Below are 14,079 nucleotides of genomic sequence, written 5' to 3'. Positions count from 1 at the left end.
TGGAATGCTCCTCTTTTAATAGCTGCCTGCGCTTGATGGAAAAGCGCTGGCGGCACTTTTTATTCATATTTCTGGTTTCGAGATGGACAAACTCCTGATCCGCGGCGGCCGCCGCCTGCATGGCGAGGTGCTGGTATCCGGCGCCAAGAACGCCGCCCTGCCGGAGTTGTGCGCCGCGCTGCTCACGGCCGAGCCGGTCACGCTGCTGAACGTGCCGCAGTTGCAGGACGTGAGCACCATGCTCACGCTGATCCGCAACATGGGCGTGGCGGCCGCGCGTGCCGACGATGGCACGGTGCGCATCGATGCCAGCGACCTGAACACGCCCGAGGCGCCGTACGAGCTGGTCAAGACCATGCGCGCCTCGGTGCTCGCCCTGGGCCCGCTGCTGGCGCGCTTCGGCGAGGCCACGGTGTCGCTGCCCGGCGGCTGCGCCATCGGCTCGCGCCCGGTGGACCAGCACATCAAGGGCCTGGCCGCCATGGGCGCCGACATCGTGGTCGAGCACGGCTACATGATCGCCAAGCTGCCCGCAGGCTGGACGCGACTGAAGGGCGCGCGCATCACCACCGACATGGTCACGGTGACGGGCACCGAGAACTTCCTCATGGCCGCCGCGCTGGCCGAGGGCGAGACCGTGCTGGAGAACGCCGCGCAGGAGCCCGAGATCTCCGACCTGGCCGAGATGCTGATTGCCATGGGCGCGAAGATCGAAGGCCACGGCACCAGCCGCATCCGCATCCAGGGCGTCGAGAAGCTGCACGGCTGCACCCACCGCGTGGTGGCCGACCGCATCGAGGCGGGCACCTTCCTGTGCGCCGTGGCCGCCACGGGCGGCGACGTGGTGCTGCGCCATGGGCGCGCCGACCACCTGGACGCCGTGATCGAGAAGCTGCGCGAGGCCGGTGTGCAGGTGCAGGCCGTCGACGGCGGCATCCGCGTGCAGAGCGCGGGCGGCGCCACGCTCAAGGCGCAGGGCTTTCGCACCACCGAGTACCCCGGCTTTCCCACCGACATGCAGGCGCAGTTCATGGCGCTCGACTGCATCGCGCAGGGCACGGCCACGGTGACCGAGACGATTTTTGAAAACCGCTTCATGCACGTCGACGAGCTGGTGCGCCTGGGCGCCAAGATCCAGACCGACGGCAAGGTCGCCATCATTGAGGGCGTGCCCCGCCTGTCGGGCGCCACCGTGATGGCCACCGACCTGCGCGCCTCGGCCAGTCTGGTCATCGCGGGCCTGGTGGCCGACGGCGAAACCATGGTGGACCGCATCTACCATCTGGACCGCGGCTACGACTGCATGGAAGCGAAATTGCGCGGCATCGGCGCGGACATTGAACGGATCACAGCATGAGCAGCAGCATGATTACCCTGGCGCTTTCCAAAGGCCGCATCTTCGACGAAACCCTGCCTTTGCTCGCCGCCGCCGGCATCGAGGTGCTGGAAGACCCCGAAAAGTCGCGCAAGCTGATCCTGCCCACCAACCAGCCCAACGTGCGCGTGGTGCTGGTGCGCGCGACCGATGTGCCCACCTACGTGCAGTACGGCGGCGCCGACATCGGCGTGACCGGCAAGGACACGCTCATCGAACACGGCGGCCAGGGCCTGTACCAGCCGCTGGACCTGCAGATCGCCAAGTGCCGCGTGAGCGTGGCCGTGCGCAACGATTTCGACTACGCCCGTGCCGTCAAGCAGGGTTCGCGCCTGAAGGTCGCCACCAAGTACACCAGCATCGCGCGCGACTTCTTCGCGACCAAGGGCGTGCATGTGGACATGATCAAGCTCTACGGCAGCATGGAACTCGCACCGCTCACCGGGCTGGCCGATGCCATCGTGGACCTGGTCTCCACCGGCAACACGCTCAAGGCCAACCACCTGGTGGAGGTCGAGCGCATCATGGACATCAGCTCGCACCTCGTGGTCAACCAGGCCGCGCTCAAGCTCAAGCAGGCGCCGCTGCGCCGCATCATCGATGCGTTCGCCTCGGCCATTCCTGCGGAAAAGAATTGACCCCCACCCACTGACTGACACTATGACTCTGGTAGCTGCTCCCGCCCGTCTGTCCACCGCTGCGGCCACTTTCGAGGCTGATTTCGCAGCCCGACTGCACTGGTCGGCCGACACCGACGCGGCCATCGAGCAGCGCGTGGCCGACATCCTGGCCGACGTGCAAAAGCGCGGTGACGCCGCGGTGCTGGAGTACACCGCCCGTTTCGATGGCCTCTCGGCCCCCGATATGGCGGCGCTGGAGCTGACCCAGGCCGACTTCAAGGCCGCGTTCGACGCCATTCCAGAGGCCCAGCGCGACGCGCTGCAGGCCGCCGCCAAACGCGTGCGCAGCTACCACGAGGCGCAGAAAAAAGCCTCGGGCGAGAGCTGGAGCTACCGCGACGAGGACGGCACGCTGCTGGGCCAGAAGGTCACGCCGCTGGACCGCGTGGGCATCTACGTGCCCGGCGGCAAGGCCGCGTACCCGTCCAGCCTGCTGATGAACGCCATCCCGGCCCACGTGGCCGGCGTGCAGGAAATCATCATGGTCGTGCCCACGCCCGTGCGCGGCAGCGTGGCCACGGGTGGCTCGGGCGCGCAGCTTGCATCCGACAAGGGCGAGCGCAACGACCTGGTGCTGGCGGCTGCCTACGTGGCGGGCGTCACGCGCGCCTTCACCATCGGCGGCGCGCAGGCCGTGGCCGCGCTGGCGTACGGCACCGAAACCGTGCCCAAGGTGGACAAGATCACCGGCCCCGGCAACGCCTACGTGGCCAGCGCCAAGAAGCGCGTGTTCGGCACGGTGGGCATCGACATGATCGCGGGCCCCAGCGAAATCCTGGTGCTGGCCGACGGCAGCACGCCGCCCGACTGGGTGGCGATGGACCTGTTTTCACAGGCCGAACACGACGAGCTGGCCCAGAGCATCCTGCTGTGCCCCGACGCCGCCTACCTCGACGCCGTGCAGCGCGAGATCGACCGCCTGCTGCCCACCATGCCGCGCGCCGAGATCATCGCCAAGAGCCTCACCGGCCGGGGCGCGCTGATCCTCACCAAGGACATGGAAGAAGCCTGCGCCATCAGCAACCGCATCGCACCGGAACACCTGGAAGTGAGCAGCACCGACCCACACCGCTGGGAGCCGCTGCTGCGCCACGCCGGCGCGATCTTCCTGGGGGCGTATACCTCCGAGAGCCTGGGCGACTACTGCGCGGGCCCCAACCACGTGCTGCCCACCAGCGGCACCGCACGCTTCTCGTCGCCCCTGGGCGTGTACGACTTCCAGAAGCGCAGCAGCCTCATCGAGGTGAGCGAGGCCGGTGCCCAGGTGCTGGGCACCATCGCCGCCGAGCTGGCCTATGGCGAGGGCCTGCAGGCCCACGCGCAGGCGGCAGAGATGCGGCTGACGACGCCCCTCAAGCCGCGCTGATCGCACCCCGTGGCAGGGTGCCTGGCGCGGGTGCCGTCGCCTTGGGCTGAGAGGCTGCAGCGGGGGCGGGCGGGCAGGCGGCCCCTGCCACGGACCGGTGCTTCGCCCAGTTCAGGCGGGCGGGCCGGTGGCCTTCGGCGCTCACGCGCAGCCGCACGGGCCCGGTGAACGACAGGCGCTGGCCGGCCTCCAGGAAATAGTCTTCCAGCAGGCCGTCGCAGGTCACCCACACGCGGCCTTGTTCCACTTCGAGCAGGGCCATGTCGCCCGCACGGAAGTCCAGCACCTGGACGGCCTGCAGCGGCGGCAGCGGCTGGCGCTTCCATTGCAGGGTGAGCGGGACCGCTGGCGGGGTCGGCAGAGCGGGCGACGGGAGGGTGGGGGTGTGCAGCGAGTTCATGCCTTCACTGTGCGGCCACCCGCCGTGCGCCGCCAGCCACAGGCATGGACCATCTGGGCCAGTACAGAACCATGTACCAGCCCATCTGTACTGGTTGTACTGGCCCGCCTCTGTACTGTCTTCCGGCCAGGGTGCCAGTACAGAATGCAGCATGGCCACCGATGACGCACCCCCGCTGTACCTGCAGATCGCCGAGCAGCTCGCGCAGCTGATCCGCAATGGCACCCTGGCGCGCGGCGAAAAGCTGCCGTCGGTGCGCGAGCTGGCGCGCCAGCATGCCGTGGCGCAGACCACGGTGGTGCAGGCCTACCACTGGCTCGAGGATGCGCGCCTGATCACCACGCGCCCGCGCTCGGGCTTCTTCGTCGCTGCGCGGCCGGTGAGCCTGCCCGAGCCCAGCACACCGCGCCCCCTGCGCCGCCCGCGCGAGGTGTCTGTGGACTGGCTGGGCCAGCGCATCCTGGGCCGCAACCAGCCGGTGGACATGATCTCGTACAGCAGCGGCACGCCCGGCCCCGAGCTGTTCAACCCCGACCGCGTGCGCCGCGCCGTCGTGCGCGCCGCGCAGCGCCACCGCAACCTGCTGTGCACCTACCCCAGCTCCTCGGGCCACGAAGACGCCCGCCGCGCCATCGCGCGCTACGCCGTGGGCCTGGGCTGCAGCCTCGACCCCGAGAACATCGTGGTCACCGGCGGCTGCATGGACTCCATTGCGCTGTGCCTGCGCGCCGTCACCCAGCCGGGCGACGTGGTGGCGCTGGAGTCGCCCACGCATTTCTCCTTTCTGGAGGTGCTGCAGGGCCTGCACCTCAAGGCGCTGGAAATTCCCACCCACCCGCGCAACGGCCTGTCGCTGGATGCGCTGCAGCTGGCGCTGGAAACCCAGCCGGTCAAGGCCGTGATGATCGTCCCCACGCTCAGCAACCCGCTGGGCAGCTGCATGCCGCAGGCCGAGCGCAAGCGCCTGGCGCAGATGGCGGCGCGCCATGGCATGGCGGTGATCGAGGACGCGATCTACAACGACCTCGTGGAGGTGGACGAGATGCGCCGCACCGTCAAGTCGTACGACACCACGGGCCACGTGATGCTGTGCGATTCGTTTTCCAAGACGCTGGCGCCGGGCCTGCGCCTGGGCTGGCTGGAGGCCGGGCGCTGGGCCGACAAGCTGCGCGCCATCAAGGACCTGCAGGCGGGCGGGCAGTCGGCCGTGCTGGAGCTGGCGCTGGCCGACCTCATCACCCAGGCCGGCCATGCCGCCGCGATGCGCCAGCTGCGCGCGGCCGTGGCCGCGCGCATGGACGAGGTGCGCCGCATCATCGCCGCGCACTTTCCGCAGGGCACCCGGGTGAGCGACCCGCCCGGCGGGCTGCTGCTGTGGCTGGAGCTGCCGCGCGCGCTCGATTCGGTGCAGCTGCACGAGGCCTGCCTGGCGCAGCAGATCCTGATCGCGCCCGGCACGGTGTTCAGCGCCAGCGGGCGGTTTCGCAACTGCCTGCGCATTGGCGTGGGCGGTGACTGGTCGCCTGCCCATCTGGCGGCCCTGCGCACCGTGGGCGACATGGCGTGCCAGATGCTGCGGGCAGGGACACAGCTCAAGGCCGCGTAACCGCCCAGAAAACAACACGAAGTTCGTGGTGCACGAAGTTCGTGTAATATTTCAGCCATGAAAAACATCACCGTGACCATGGACGACACCGTCGCCGAATGGGTGCGCGTGGAAGCCGCCAGGCGCGGCAGCAGCGTCTCGCGCCTGCTGGGGGAATGGCTGGCCGAAAAGATGCGCCAGGAAGACGCTTACGCCCAGGCCATGCGCGAGGCGCTGGGGTTTGAATCCTGGGGTGCGTCCAGCGGCCCGTATGTGCCCCGCGAAACCCTGTTTCTGCGCTGAGCGGTGCAATACCCATGAGCACCGTCCCCATCTTTGTCGATACCGAAATCCTGCTGGCCAGCGTGGACGACCGCGACGCCGAGCGCCAGGCGCGGGCCCGCGAATGGATCAGCTTTTGCTGGCAGACGCGCAGCGGCCGCATCAGCTCGCAGGTGCTCAACGAGCTGTACAACCAGGCCATCCAGCGTTTTGATGGCCCGCAGGTGCTGCAGCAGGTGCGCGCCCAGGTGCGCCGCCTGCGCGTGTGGCTGCCGCCGCACCTCGATTCCTACACCGTGGACGGCGCCTGGGACTTGCAGGACCGCTACCGCCTGGGCTACTGGGATGCGCTCATCCTTTCGTCCGCCCACCAGCAGGGCTGCCGCTACCTGCTGACCGAGGCGCTGCCGCATGGTGAGCCGATGGACGCGGTGCGGCCCATCAACCCTTTTCTTGTCACCCCCAACGAACTGGACACTACCGAATGACTACTCCTGCGTCGTCTCCTCTCCAAGCCCTGGCCCGCATCCGCCCCGACGTGCGCGCCATGCATGCCTACGGCGTGCAGCCTTCCGCCGGCATGCTCAAGATGGACGCGATGGAGAACCCGTTCCGCCTGCCCGCGCACCTGCAGGCCGCGCTGGGCCAGCGCCTGGGCGCGGTCGCGCTCAACCGCTACCCCGGTGACCGCCTGCTGGACCTGAAGGCCGCGCTGGCCCAATACGCCGGCCTGCCCGAGGGCTACGGCATCGTGCTGGGCAACGGCTCGGACGAGCTCATCACCCTGCTGGCCCTGGCCTGCGCGCAACCCGGCACGGGCCAGCGCGCCACCATGCTGGCGCCCATGCCGGGCTTCGTGATGTACCCGCTGTCCGCGCAACTGCAGGGCTTGGATTTTGTCGGCGTGCCGCTCACGCCCGATTTCGAGCTGGATGAGCCCGCCATGCTGGCCGCCATCGCGCAGCACAACCCCGCCATCACCTACATCGCCTACCCGAACAATCCCACGGCCACGCTGTGGGACGAGGGCGCGGTGCAGCGCATCGTCGACGCCGCGGGCGCGCAGGGCGGCATCGTGGTCATGGACGAGGCCTACCAGCCCTTTGCCAGCCGCACCTTCATCGACCGCATGCGGGCCGAGCCAGCCCGCAACGCCCACGTGCTGCTCATGCGCACGCTCAGCAAGTTCGGCCTGGCGGGCGTGCGCCTGGGCTACCTCATCGGCCCCGCCGCGTTCGTGAGCGAGATCGACAAGGTGCGCCCGCCCTACAACGTGAGCGTGCTCAACTGCGAGGCCGCGCTGTTCGCGCTGGAGCACGCCGACGTGTTCGCCGGGCAGGCCGCCGAGATCCGCGCCGAGCGCACGAAGCTCCTGGCGGCCCTGCGGCAGATGCCCGGCATCGAAAAATGCTGGGACAGCGAGGCCAACATGATCCTCGTCCGTGTGGCGGATTCCGCCCGGGCGTACGAGGGCATGAAAAACCGCAAGGTCCTGGTCAAGAACGTTTCTACAATGCACCCATTGCTGGCCAACTGCCTGCGCCTCACGGTGGGCGCCGCCTCCGACAACGCGCAGATGCTCGCCGCCCTGCAAGCCTCCCTATGACTTCCTCCGCACTCGTCACTTCCGCAACGCCCGATCCCCTGGCCGACCGCATCGCCGAGGTCAGCCGCAACACCGCCGAGACGCGCATCCGCGTGCGCATCAACCTCGACGGCACGGGCCAGGCCAAGCTTTCCACCGGCATCGGCTTCTTCGACCACATGCTCGACCAGATCGCTCGCCACGGGCTGATCGACCTCGACATCGACTGCGAAGGCGACCTGCACATCGACGGCCACCACACGGTCGAAGATGTGGGCATCACGCTGGGCCAGGCCTTTGCGCGCGCCGTGGGCGACAAGAAGGGCATCCGCCGCTACGGCCACGCCTACGTGCCGCTCGACGAAGCGCTGTCGCGCGTGGTGGTCGATTTTTCGGGCCGCCCGGGGCTGCACATCGACGTGAAGTTCACGGCCGGCAGCATCGGCCAGCTCGATACGCAGCTGGTGTACGAGTTCTTCCAGGGCTTCGTGAACCACGCGGGCGTCACGCTGCACATCGACAATCTCAAGGGCATCAACGCCCACCACCAGTGCGAGACCATCTTCAAGGCCTTCGGGCGCACGCTGCGCGCGGCGCTGGAGCGCGATCCGCGCTCGGTGGGCGTCATTCCGTCCACCAAGGGCTCCTTGTGAAATTTTTGAGCCAGATCAAGCGCTAACGCTTGATGAATAAGCGCCAATAGCTATGAATATGGAAGCAAAAACCGTTGCGGTCGTGGACTACGGCATGGGCAACCTGCGCTCGGTGTCGCAGGCCGTGCAGGCCGCCGCAGAGGGCACCGGCTGGACCGTGGTCGTCACGCAGCGTCCCGAGGACGTGCGCGCGGCGCAGCGCATCGTGCTGCCGGGGCAGGGCGCCATGCCCGACTGCATGCGCGAGCTGCGCGAATCCGGCCTGCAGGAATCCGTGCTCGAAGCGGCCGCCTCCAAGCCGATGTTCGGCGTGTGCGTGGGCATGCAGATGCTGCTGGACCACAGTGCCGAGGGCCCCCATGGAGGAACGCCCGGCCTGTCGCTGATCCACGGCGATGTGCGCAAGTTCGACCTGGCGGGCCGCACCCAGCCCGACGGCAGCCGCTACAAGGTGCCCCAGATGGGCTGGAACCAGGTGCGCCAGGTGCCGCACGCGGGCAAGGTGCACCCGGTGTGGGCCGGCGTGCCCGACCACAGCTACTTCTACTTCGTGCACAGTTTCTATGCGGTGCCGCGAGACGCGGCCCACTGCGCGGGGCAGGCGGACTACGGCAGTGTGTTCGCCGCCGCCGTTGCGCGCGATAATATTTTCGCCACGCAATTTCACCCTGAAAAGAGCGCGGAGCACGGCCTGGCCCTGTACCGCAATTTTCTGCACTGGAATCCCTAATCCAACCCGTTCGGGCCGAGCCCTGCCTCGCCCTTTTCCTCCCGAACTTCACCACCATGCTGCTCATCCCCGCCATCGACCTCAAGGACGGCCACTGCGTACGCCTCAAGCAAGGCGATATGGACCAATCCACCACCTTCGGAGAAGACCCTGCCGCCATGGCGCGCAAGTGGGTGGATGCCGGTGCGCGCCGCCTGCACCTGGTGGACCTGAACGGCGCCTTCGCGGGCGTGCCCAAGAACTACACCGCCATCAAGTCCATCCTCCAGGAGGTGGGCGACGACATCCCGGTGCAGCTCGGCGGCGGCATCCGTGACCTGGACACCATCGAGAAATACATCGACGGCGGCCTGCGCTACGTGATCATCGGCACGGCGGCGGTCAAGAACCCCGGCTTCCTGAAGGACGCGTGCAGCGCCTTTGGCGGCCACATCATCGTGGGCCTGGATGCCAAGGACGGCAAGGTGGCCACCGACGGCTGGAGCAAGCTCACGGGCCACGAGGTCGTGGACCTGGCCAGGAAGTTCGAGGACTGGGGCGTCGAGTCCATCATCTACACCGACATCGGCCGCGACGGCATGCTCTCGGGCATCAACATCGACGCGACGGTGAAGCTCGCGCAGTCGCTCTCCATCCCGGTGATCGCCTCGGGCGGCCTGTCCAACATGGCCGACATCGAACAGCTGTGCGCCGTCGAGGAAGAGGGTGTCGAAGGCGTGATCTGCGGCCGCGCCATCTACAGCGGCGACCTTGATTTCGCGGCAGCGCAGGCGCGCGCCGACGAGTTGAATGGATAACCCCCCTGAGCGGCTGCGCCGCTTCCCCCAAGGGGGACGACGCCAGTGGCCTGGCGAAGCCAGTTCCACGGCGTCCGCTGGCCTCGGCAACGCCCCATCCACGAATCGCTGACTGACATGCTTGCCAAACGCATCATCCCCTGCCTCGACGTCACCGGAGGCCGCGTGGTCAAGGGCGTCAACTTCGTCGAACTGCGCGATGCGGGCGACCCCGTCGAGATCGCCGCGCGCTACAACGCGCAGGGCGCCGACGAACTCACCTTCCTGGACATCACCGCCACCAGCGATGGCCGCGACCTGATCCTGCCCATCATCGAGGCCGTGGCCAGCCAGGTGTTCATCCCGCTCACCGTGGGCGGCGGCGTGCGCACGGTCGAGGACGTGCGCCGCCTGCTCAACGCGGGCGCCGACAAAACCAGCTTCAACTCGGCCGCCATCGCCAACCCCGAGGTGATCGACGCCGTCTCGGCCAAGTACGGCGCGCAGTGCATCGTGGTGGCCATCGATGCCAAGCGCCGCTCGCCAGAAGACGCCCAGCGCACCGGCGCCAACGGCCGGGCCGTGGGAGAGGGCTGGGACGTGTACAGCCACGGCGGGCGCAAGAACACGGGCCTGGATGCCGTGGCCTGGGCCGCCGAGATGGCGCGCCGGGGCGCCGGCGAGATCCTGCTCACCAGCATGGACCGCGATGGCACCAAGTCCGGCTTCGACCTCGCCCTCACGCGTGCCGTGAGCGACGCCGTGGGCGTGCCCGTGATCGCCTCGGGCGGCGTGGGCAACCTCGACCACCTGGCCGACGGCATCCAGACCGGTGGAGCCGACGCGGTGCTGGCGGCCAGCATCTTCCATTACGGCGAATACACCGTGGGCCAGGCCAAGGCGCGCATGGCCGAACGCGGCATTCCCGTGCGGCTGTGAAGCAATTGCTATTAAAAGAATAGCTGTCGGCGCTTGATGGAAAAGCGCCAGATGCCCAAAAGACTGAGTAAATCCGGGGGCACGCACGTTCCCAGCGATCCAAATCGCCGACAATCCCGCCCATGAACTGGCTCAACGAAGTGAAATGGGATGCGCAGGGCCTGGTGCCCGTGATCGCGCAAGAGCAGGGCACGGGCGACGTGCTGATGTTTGCGTGGATGAACCGCGAGGCGCTGGAGAAAACCGCGGAGCTCGGCCGCGCCGTGTATTTCAGCCGCTCGCGCGGCAAGCTGTGGTTCAAGGGCGAGGAGTCCGGCCACGTGCAGACGGTGCATGAAATCCGCCTGGACTGCGACAACGACGTGGTGCTGCTCAAGGTGACCCAGCTGGGCCACGAGCCCGGCATCGCCTGCCACACGGGCCGCCACAGCTGCTTTTTCAGCGTGCTCAAGGATGGCGCCTGGCAGGCGGTCGATCCGGTCTTGAAAGACCCTGAATCCATCTACAAGTAAGAGCCATGAGTTCCAACGATTCCCTCGCACGCCTGGCCGATGTGATTGAAAGCCGCAAGCCGGCCAACGGCGGCGATCCCGAGAAGAGCTACGTCTCGCGCCTGCTGCACAAGGGGCCGGACGCGTTCCTGAAGAAGATCGGCGAGGAAGCCACCGAGGTCGTCATGGCCGCCAAGGACGTGGACCACGGCGCCGACAAGTCCAAGCTCGTCTACGAGGTGGCGGACCTGTGGTTCCACTCCCTGGTGGCGCTGGCCCACTATGGCCTCACGCCCGCCGACGTGCTGGCCGAGCTGGAGCGCCGCGAGGGCACCAGCGGCATCGAGGAAAAAGCCTTGCGCAAGGCCGTTGCGCGCGCCACCCAGGAGGGTTCCCCATGAACGATATCGTCGACGTGCAGACCACCAGCCAGAAGGCGCAGGGCCTCAAGAACATCGGCTGGGTCAGCTATGTGCTGCACCTGATCGTGGCGGTGGGCGCCGTCCTTCCGGGGGCGCAGGGCAGCCTGGTGCTGCTCTTGATTGCGCTGGTGCTGGATTTGGTCAAGCGCGGAGATGCCGAAGGCACCTGGCAGGCCAACCATTTTTCCTGGCGCATCCGGTCCGTGCTGTGGGCCGGCGTGCTGTACGCGGTCACGTCGCCGCTGTGGTTGCTGCTGATCGCGCCGGGCTGGATCGCCTGGGGCGTCATTTCGCTGTGGTTCCTGTACCGCATCGTGCGCGGCATGCTGGCCATGAGCAAGAACCAGGCCGTGGATGCCTGAGCCTGGCGCGCCGCTCCCCCGCCTGAACCTGGCCCTGCAGGGCGGCGGCTCGCACGGCGCGCTGACCTGGGGCGTGCTGGATGCGCTGCTCGAGGACGGGCAGTGGCACTTCGAGGGCGTGAGTGGCACCAGCGCCGGAGCCATGAACGCCGTGGCCCTGGCACACGGCTTTGCCAAGGCCGCACACGAACACAAGGACCCGCACGAAGCCCACCTGGCGGGCTGCCAGCAGGCGCGCGAGACGCTCACCCGCCTGTGGGAAGGCGTGGGCACGCTGGGCAGCCTGATGTGGGGTTCGCCGCTGTCGGCCGCCAACCCCATGATGGGGCTGATGCGGCAGTGGCTGTCGCCCTACCAGACCAACCCGCTGGACATCAACCCGCTGCGCCGCCTGCTGGAGCGCGAGGTGGATTTCGACCTGCTGTGCACCGCGCGGCGCGCCAGCAGCGCGGCGGGCGGGCCCAAGGTGTTCGTCTGCGCCACCAACGTGCGCACGGGGCGGGGCGAGATCTTCTCGGGCTCCAGGCTCAGCGCCGATGCCGTGATGGCCTCGGCCTGCCTGCCGCTGATGTTCAAGGCCGTGGAGATCGACGGCCAGCACTACTGGGATGGCGGCTACTCGGGCAACCCCGCGTTGCACCCGCTGATCTATCAGACCGAGGCCTCGGACATCCTGCTCGTGCAGATCAACCCCATCGAGCACCTGGAGCTGCCGCATTCCGGCGCCGAGATCATGGAACGCATGAACGAGGTCACCTTCAACGCCAGCCTGCTGGCCGAGATGCGCGCCATCGAGTTCGTGCGCCGCCTGCTCGCCGAGGGCAAGCTCGACCCGCGCCGCTACAAGAGCGTGCGCATGCACCGCATCGACGGCGGCTCGGTGCTGGCCCCGTTCGGCGCCGACAGCAAGATGCGCGCGGACCTGGCCTTCGTGCGCAAGCTGTTCGCCCTGGGCCGCACGGCCGGACAGGAATGGCTGCATGCGCACCGCAAGGATGTGGGCGTGCGCCCGACCATCAAGATCGCTGACAATGCGTGAAGCCTCCTGTGTCGCCTGTGGCGCCTTCCCCCTCAGGGGGACGCCACCTGTGGCCTGGCGGAGCCAGTTCCACGGTGGCGCTGGCCTGGGGCGCGCCGGTGGCAATGGCTTGGGGTTGAGCAGCGCCCGGTGAACTGTTAACTTCGTACCGACATTTTTCTCATGCACGATCCGAACTGCCTTTTCTGCAAGATCATCGCGGGCCAGATTCCTTCGAAGAAGGTCTATGAGGACGAGGAGATCTTCGCCTTCCACGACATCCACCCCTGGGCGCCGGTGCACTTTCTGATGGTGCCCAAGCGGCATGTCCCTTCGATGGCGCAGGTCACCGCAGACGATGCGGGAGTTCTGGGGCGCATGATGGCGCTGGCGCCCCGGCTGGCCCTGGAGCAGGGCTGCAACCCGTACCCCGAGGGTGGCTTTCGCGTCGTGGTAAACACGGGGCTTGAAGGCGGGCAGGAAATCCACCACCTGCATGTTCACGTGATGGGCGGCCCCCGCCCGTGGCTCAAAGGCTGAACCAGGCTGACGGCGCGTGCCGATAGTTTCCCGCTGGCGGGCAAGGGCGTCGGACTTCGGTCGCGGCCCCCGTCTAAAATGACTGCAATTCGTTAGGAGATATTCCATGGGCTCTTTTTCCATCTGGCACTGGCTGATCGTGCTGCTGATCGTCGTCATGGTGTTCGGCACCAAGAAGCTCAAGAACATGGGCTCCGACCTCGGGGGCGCCGTCAAGGGCTTCAAGGACGGCATGAAGGACGGTTCGGCCGATGCCCCCGCCACCCCTCCCGCAGGCCAGGTTGCCAACAACCCGGCGGCCGACAAGACCACCATCGATGTCGAAGCCAAGCAAAAGAGCTGAGCGCGCCGTCCGCACCGGCCCCCGCATGCCTTTTCGCCTGACCCATGATTGATATTGGCCTGTCCAAGATGGCGCTGATCGGCGCGGTGGCACTCATCGTCATCGGGCCGGAGAAGCTCCCGCGCGTGGCCCGCACGGTGGGTACGCTGCTGGGCAAGGCCCAGCGCTACGTGTCCGACGTCAAGGCCGAGGTCAACCGGTCCATGGAGCTCGATGAGCTCAAGAAAATGAAGGACACGGTGGAGACCGCCGCACGCGACGTGCACAACTCCATCCAGACCAGCGCCAGCGAGTTCGAGAAGGATTGGGCCTCGGCCACGGAGACCAGCAACGCCGACCTGCACGAGCCGCAGGCGCCCGTGGTGCCGGCCTACAAGCACCCTGGCAAGAACTGGCGCCTCAAGCGGGGCGCGGTGCCTCAGTGGTACAAGTCCCGCAGTGGCGTGCGCACGAAGGCGCAGTCCGGCGCGGCGCGCGTCGCGCGCTACCGCCCCCAGAAATTCCATTGATGACGACGATGCGGCGCGGCGTG

General features: G+C 67.8%; 19 protein-coding genes. 18 read left to right on the top strand and 1 reads right to left on the bottom strand.

Annotated features, from left to right (window positions below; all coding sequences use genetic code 11):
• Window positions 1–82: 82 nt before the first annotated feature.
• From murA to hisD, 3 genes are read left to right on the top strand one after another with little or no spacing between them, the layout of a single operon-like run.
• On the top strand, window positions 83–1,357 hold the full coding sequence (gene murA, locus AC1RVY_RS03975; protein ID WP_492805411.1) for a UDP-N-acetylglucosamine 1-carboxyvinyltransferase: 1,275 nt from the start codon (window positions 83–85) through the stop codon (window positions 1,355–1,357).
• Window positions 1,354–2,013 carry an ATP phosphoribosyltransferase gene (gene hisG, locus AC1RVY_RS03970; protein WP_370627805.1) on the top strand — a complete coding sequence of 220 codons (660 nt, stop codon included), beginning with the start codon at window positions 1,354–1,356 and terminating at the stop codon, window positions 2,011–2,013. The genes murA and hisG overlap by 4 nt, the downstream gene beginning before the upstream one ends.
• 22 nt (window positions 2,014–2,035) lie before the next feature.
• Entirely contained in the window at window positions 2,036–3,421 is a 1,386-nt protein-coding gene (hisD, locus tag AC1RVY_RS03965) for a histidinol dehydrogenase (protein ID WP_218293440.1), read from the top strand.
• Here hisD and AC1RVY_RS03960 read toward each other — a convergent pair.
• Window positions 3,408–3,821 (bottom strand): DUF2917 domain-containing protein, encoded by a 414-nt coding sequence (locus tag AC1RVY_RS03960; RefSeq protein ID WP_492805409.1) that lies wholly within the window; start codon window positions 3,819–3,821, stop codon window positions 3,408–3,410. The genes hisD and AC1RVY_RS03960 overlap by 14 nt on opposite strands.
• 151 nt (window positions 3,822–3,972) lie before the next feature.
• On the opposite strand from AC1RVY_RS03960, the gene AC1RVY_RS03955 reads away from it, so the two are divergent.
• The 15 genes from AC1RVY_RS03955 to tatB all read left to right on the top strand — a co-directional run bounded on the left by AC1RVY_RS03955 (window position 3,973) and on the right by tatB (window position 14,056).
• Window positions 3,973–5,427, top strand: a complete 1,455-nt coding sequence (locus AC1RVY_RS03955; RefSeq protein ID WP_492805407.1) for an aminotransferase-like domain-containing protein — start codon at window positions 3,973–3,975, stop codon at window positions 5,425–5,427.
• A 57-nt stretch (window positions 5,428–5,484) separates the two neighbouring features.
• Window positions 5,485–5,709, top strand: coding sequence for a hypothetical protein (locus tag AC1RVY_RS03950; RefSeq protein ID WP_008905190.1), 225 nt, complete (start codon window positions 5,485–5,487; stop codon window positions 5,707–5,709).
• A 14-nt stretch (window positions 5,710–5,723) separates the two neighbouring features.
• Window positions 5,724–6,176 (top strand): PIN domain-containing protein, encoded by a 453-nt coding sequence (locus AC1RVY_RS03945; RefSeq protein WP_124510373.1) that lies wholly within the window; start codon window positions 5,724–5,726, stop codon window positions 6,174–6,176.
• Complete coding sequence (locus AC1RVY_RS03940) at window positions 6,173–7,294, top strand: pyridoxal phosphate-dependent aminotransferase (protein WP_218340331.1); 1,122 nt, start codon at window positions 6,173–6,175, stop codon at window positions 7,292–7,294. The genes AC1RVY_RS03945 and AC1RVY_RS03940 overlap by 4 nt, the downstream gene beginning before the upstream one ends.
• Window positions 7,291–7,926 carry an imidazoleglycerol-phosphate dehydratase HisB gene (gene hisB / locus AC1RVY_RS03935; RefSeq protein WP_218293446.1) on the top strand — a complete coding sequence of 212 codons (636 nt, stop codon included), beginning with the start codon at window positions 7,291–7,293 and terminating at the stop codon, window positions 7,924–7,926. The genes AC1RVY_RS03940 and hisB overlap by 4 nt, the downstream gene beginning before the upstream one ends.
• A 52-nt stretch (window positions 7,927–7,978) precedes the next feature.
• On the top strand, window positions 7,979–8,656 hold the full coding sequence (gene hisH / locus AC1RVY_RS03930) for an imidazole glycerol phosphate synthase subunit HisH (RefSeq protein WP_492805404.1): 678 nt from the start codon (window positions 7,979–7,981) through the stop codon (window positions 8,654–8,656).
• Between the two features lie 56 nt (window positions 8,657–8,712).
• Window positions 8,713–9,453: a 1-(5-phosphoribosyl)-5-[(5-phosphoribosylamino)methylideneamino]imidazole-4-carboxamide isomerase gene (gene hisA / locus AC1RVY_RS03925; protein WP_218340329.1), complete on the top strand. Its 741-nt coding sequence runs from the start codon at window positions 8,713–8,715 to the stop codon at window positions 9,451–9,453.
• Between the two features lie 117 nt (window positions 9,454–9,570).
• Window positions 9,571–10,371: an imidazole glycerol phosphate synthase subunit HisF gene (hisF, locus tag AC1RVY_RS03920; RefSeq protein WP_492244185.1), complete on the top strand. Its 801-nt coding sequence runs from the start codon at window positions 9,571–9,573 to the stop codon at window positions 10,369–10,371.
• A 113-nt stretch (window positions 10,372–10,484) separates the two neighbouring features.
• Entirely contained in the window at window positions 10,485–10,883 is a 399-nt protein-coding gene (gene hisI / locus AC1RVY_RS03915; RefSeq protein WP_218294405.1) for a phosphoribosyl-AMP cyclohydrolase, read from the top strand.
• Between the two features lie 5 nt (window positions 10,884–10,888).
• Window positions 10,889–11,263, top strand: coding sequence for a phosphoribosyl-ATP diphosphatase (locus AC1RVY_RS03910; RefSeq protein WP_218293449.1), 375 nt, complete (start codon window positions 10,889–10,891; stop codon window positions 11,261–11,263).
• Window positions 11,260–11,646 carry a DUF4870 family protein gene (locus AC1RVY_RS03905; protein WP_218293450.1) on the top strand — a complete coding sequence of 129 codons (387 nt, stop codon included), beginning with the start codon at window positions 11,260–11,262 and terminating at the stop codon, window positions 11,644–11,646. The genes AC1RVY_RS03910 and AC1RVY_RS03905 overlap by 4 nt, the downstream gene beginning before the upstream one ends.
• On the top strand, window positions 11,639–12,685 hold the full coding sequence (locus tag AC1RVY_RS03900) for a patatin-like phospholipase family protein (protein ID WP_492244184.1): 1,047 nt from the start codon (window positions 11,639–11,641) through the stop codon (window positions 12,683–12,685). The genes AC1RVY_RS03905 and AC1RVY_RS03900 overlap by 8 nt, the downstream gene beginning before the upstream one ends.
• Window positions 12,686–12,847: 162 nt before the next feature.
• The gene (locus AC1RVY_RS03895) at window positions 12,848–13,204 is read left to right on the top strand and encodes a histidine triad nucleotide-binding protein (protein ID WP_218293452.1); all 357 of its coding nucleotides are present in this window, start codon (window positions 12,848–12,850) and stop codon (window positions 13,202–13,204) included.
• Window positions 13,205–13,310: 106 nt separating this feature from the next.
• Entirely contained in the window at window positions 13,311–13,547 is a 237-nt protein-coding gene (gene tatA, locus AC1RVY_RS03890) for a Sec-independent protein translocase subunit TatA (protein ID WP_218293453.1), read from the top strand.
• A gap of 44 nt (window positions 13,548–13,591) precedes the next feature.
• A complete protein-coding gene (gene tatB, locus AC1RVY_RS03885) occupies window positions 13,592–14,056 on the top strand; it encodes a Sec-independent protein translocase protein TatB (protein WP_218293454.1) in 465 nt (154 codons plus the stop codon).
• Window positions 14,057–14,079: the final 23 nt, after the last annotated feature.

It is taken from the genome of Acidovorax sp. GW821-FHT11A03 (assembly GCF_058809075.1).
Note: the sequence above shows the minus strand (reverse complement) of the source record. Positions and strands in the feature narration are given on the sequence as shown.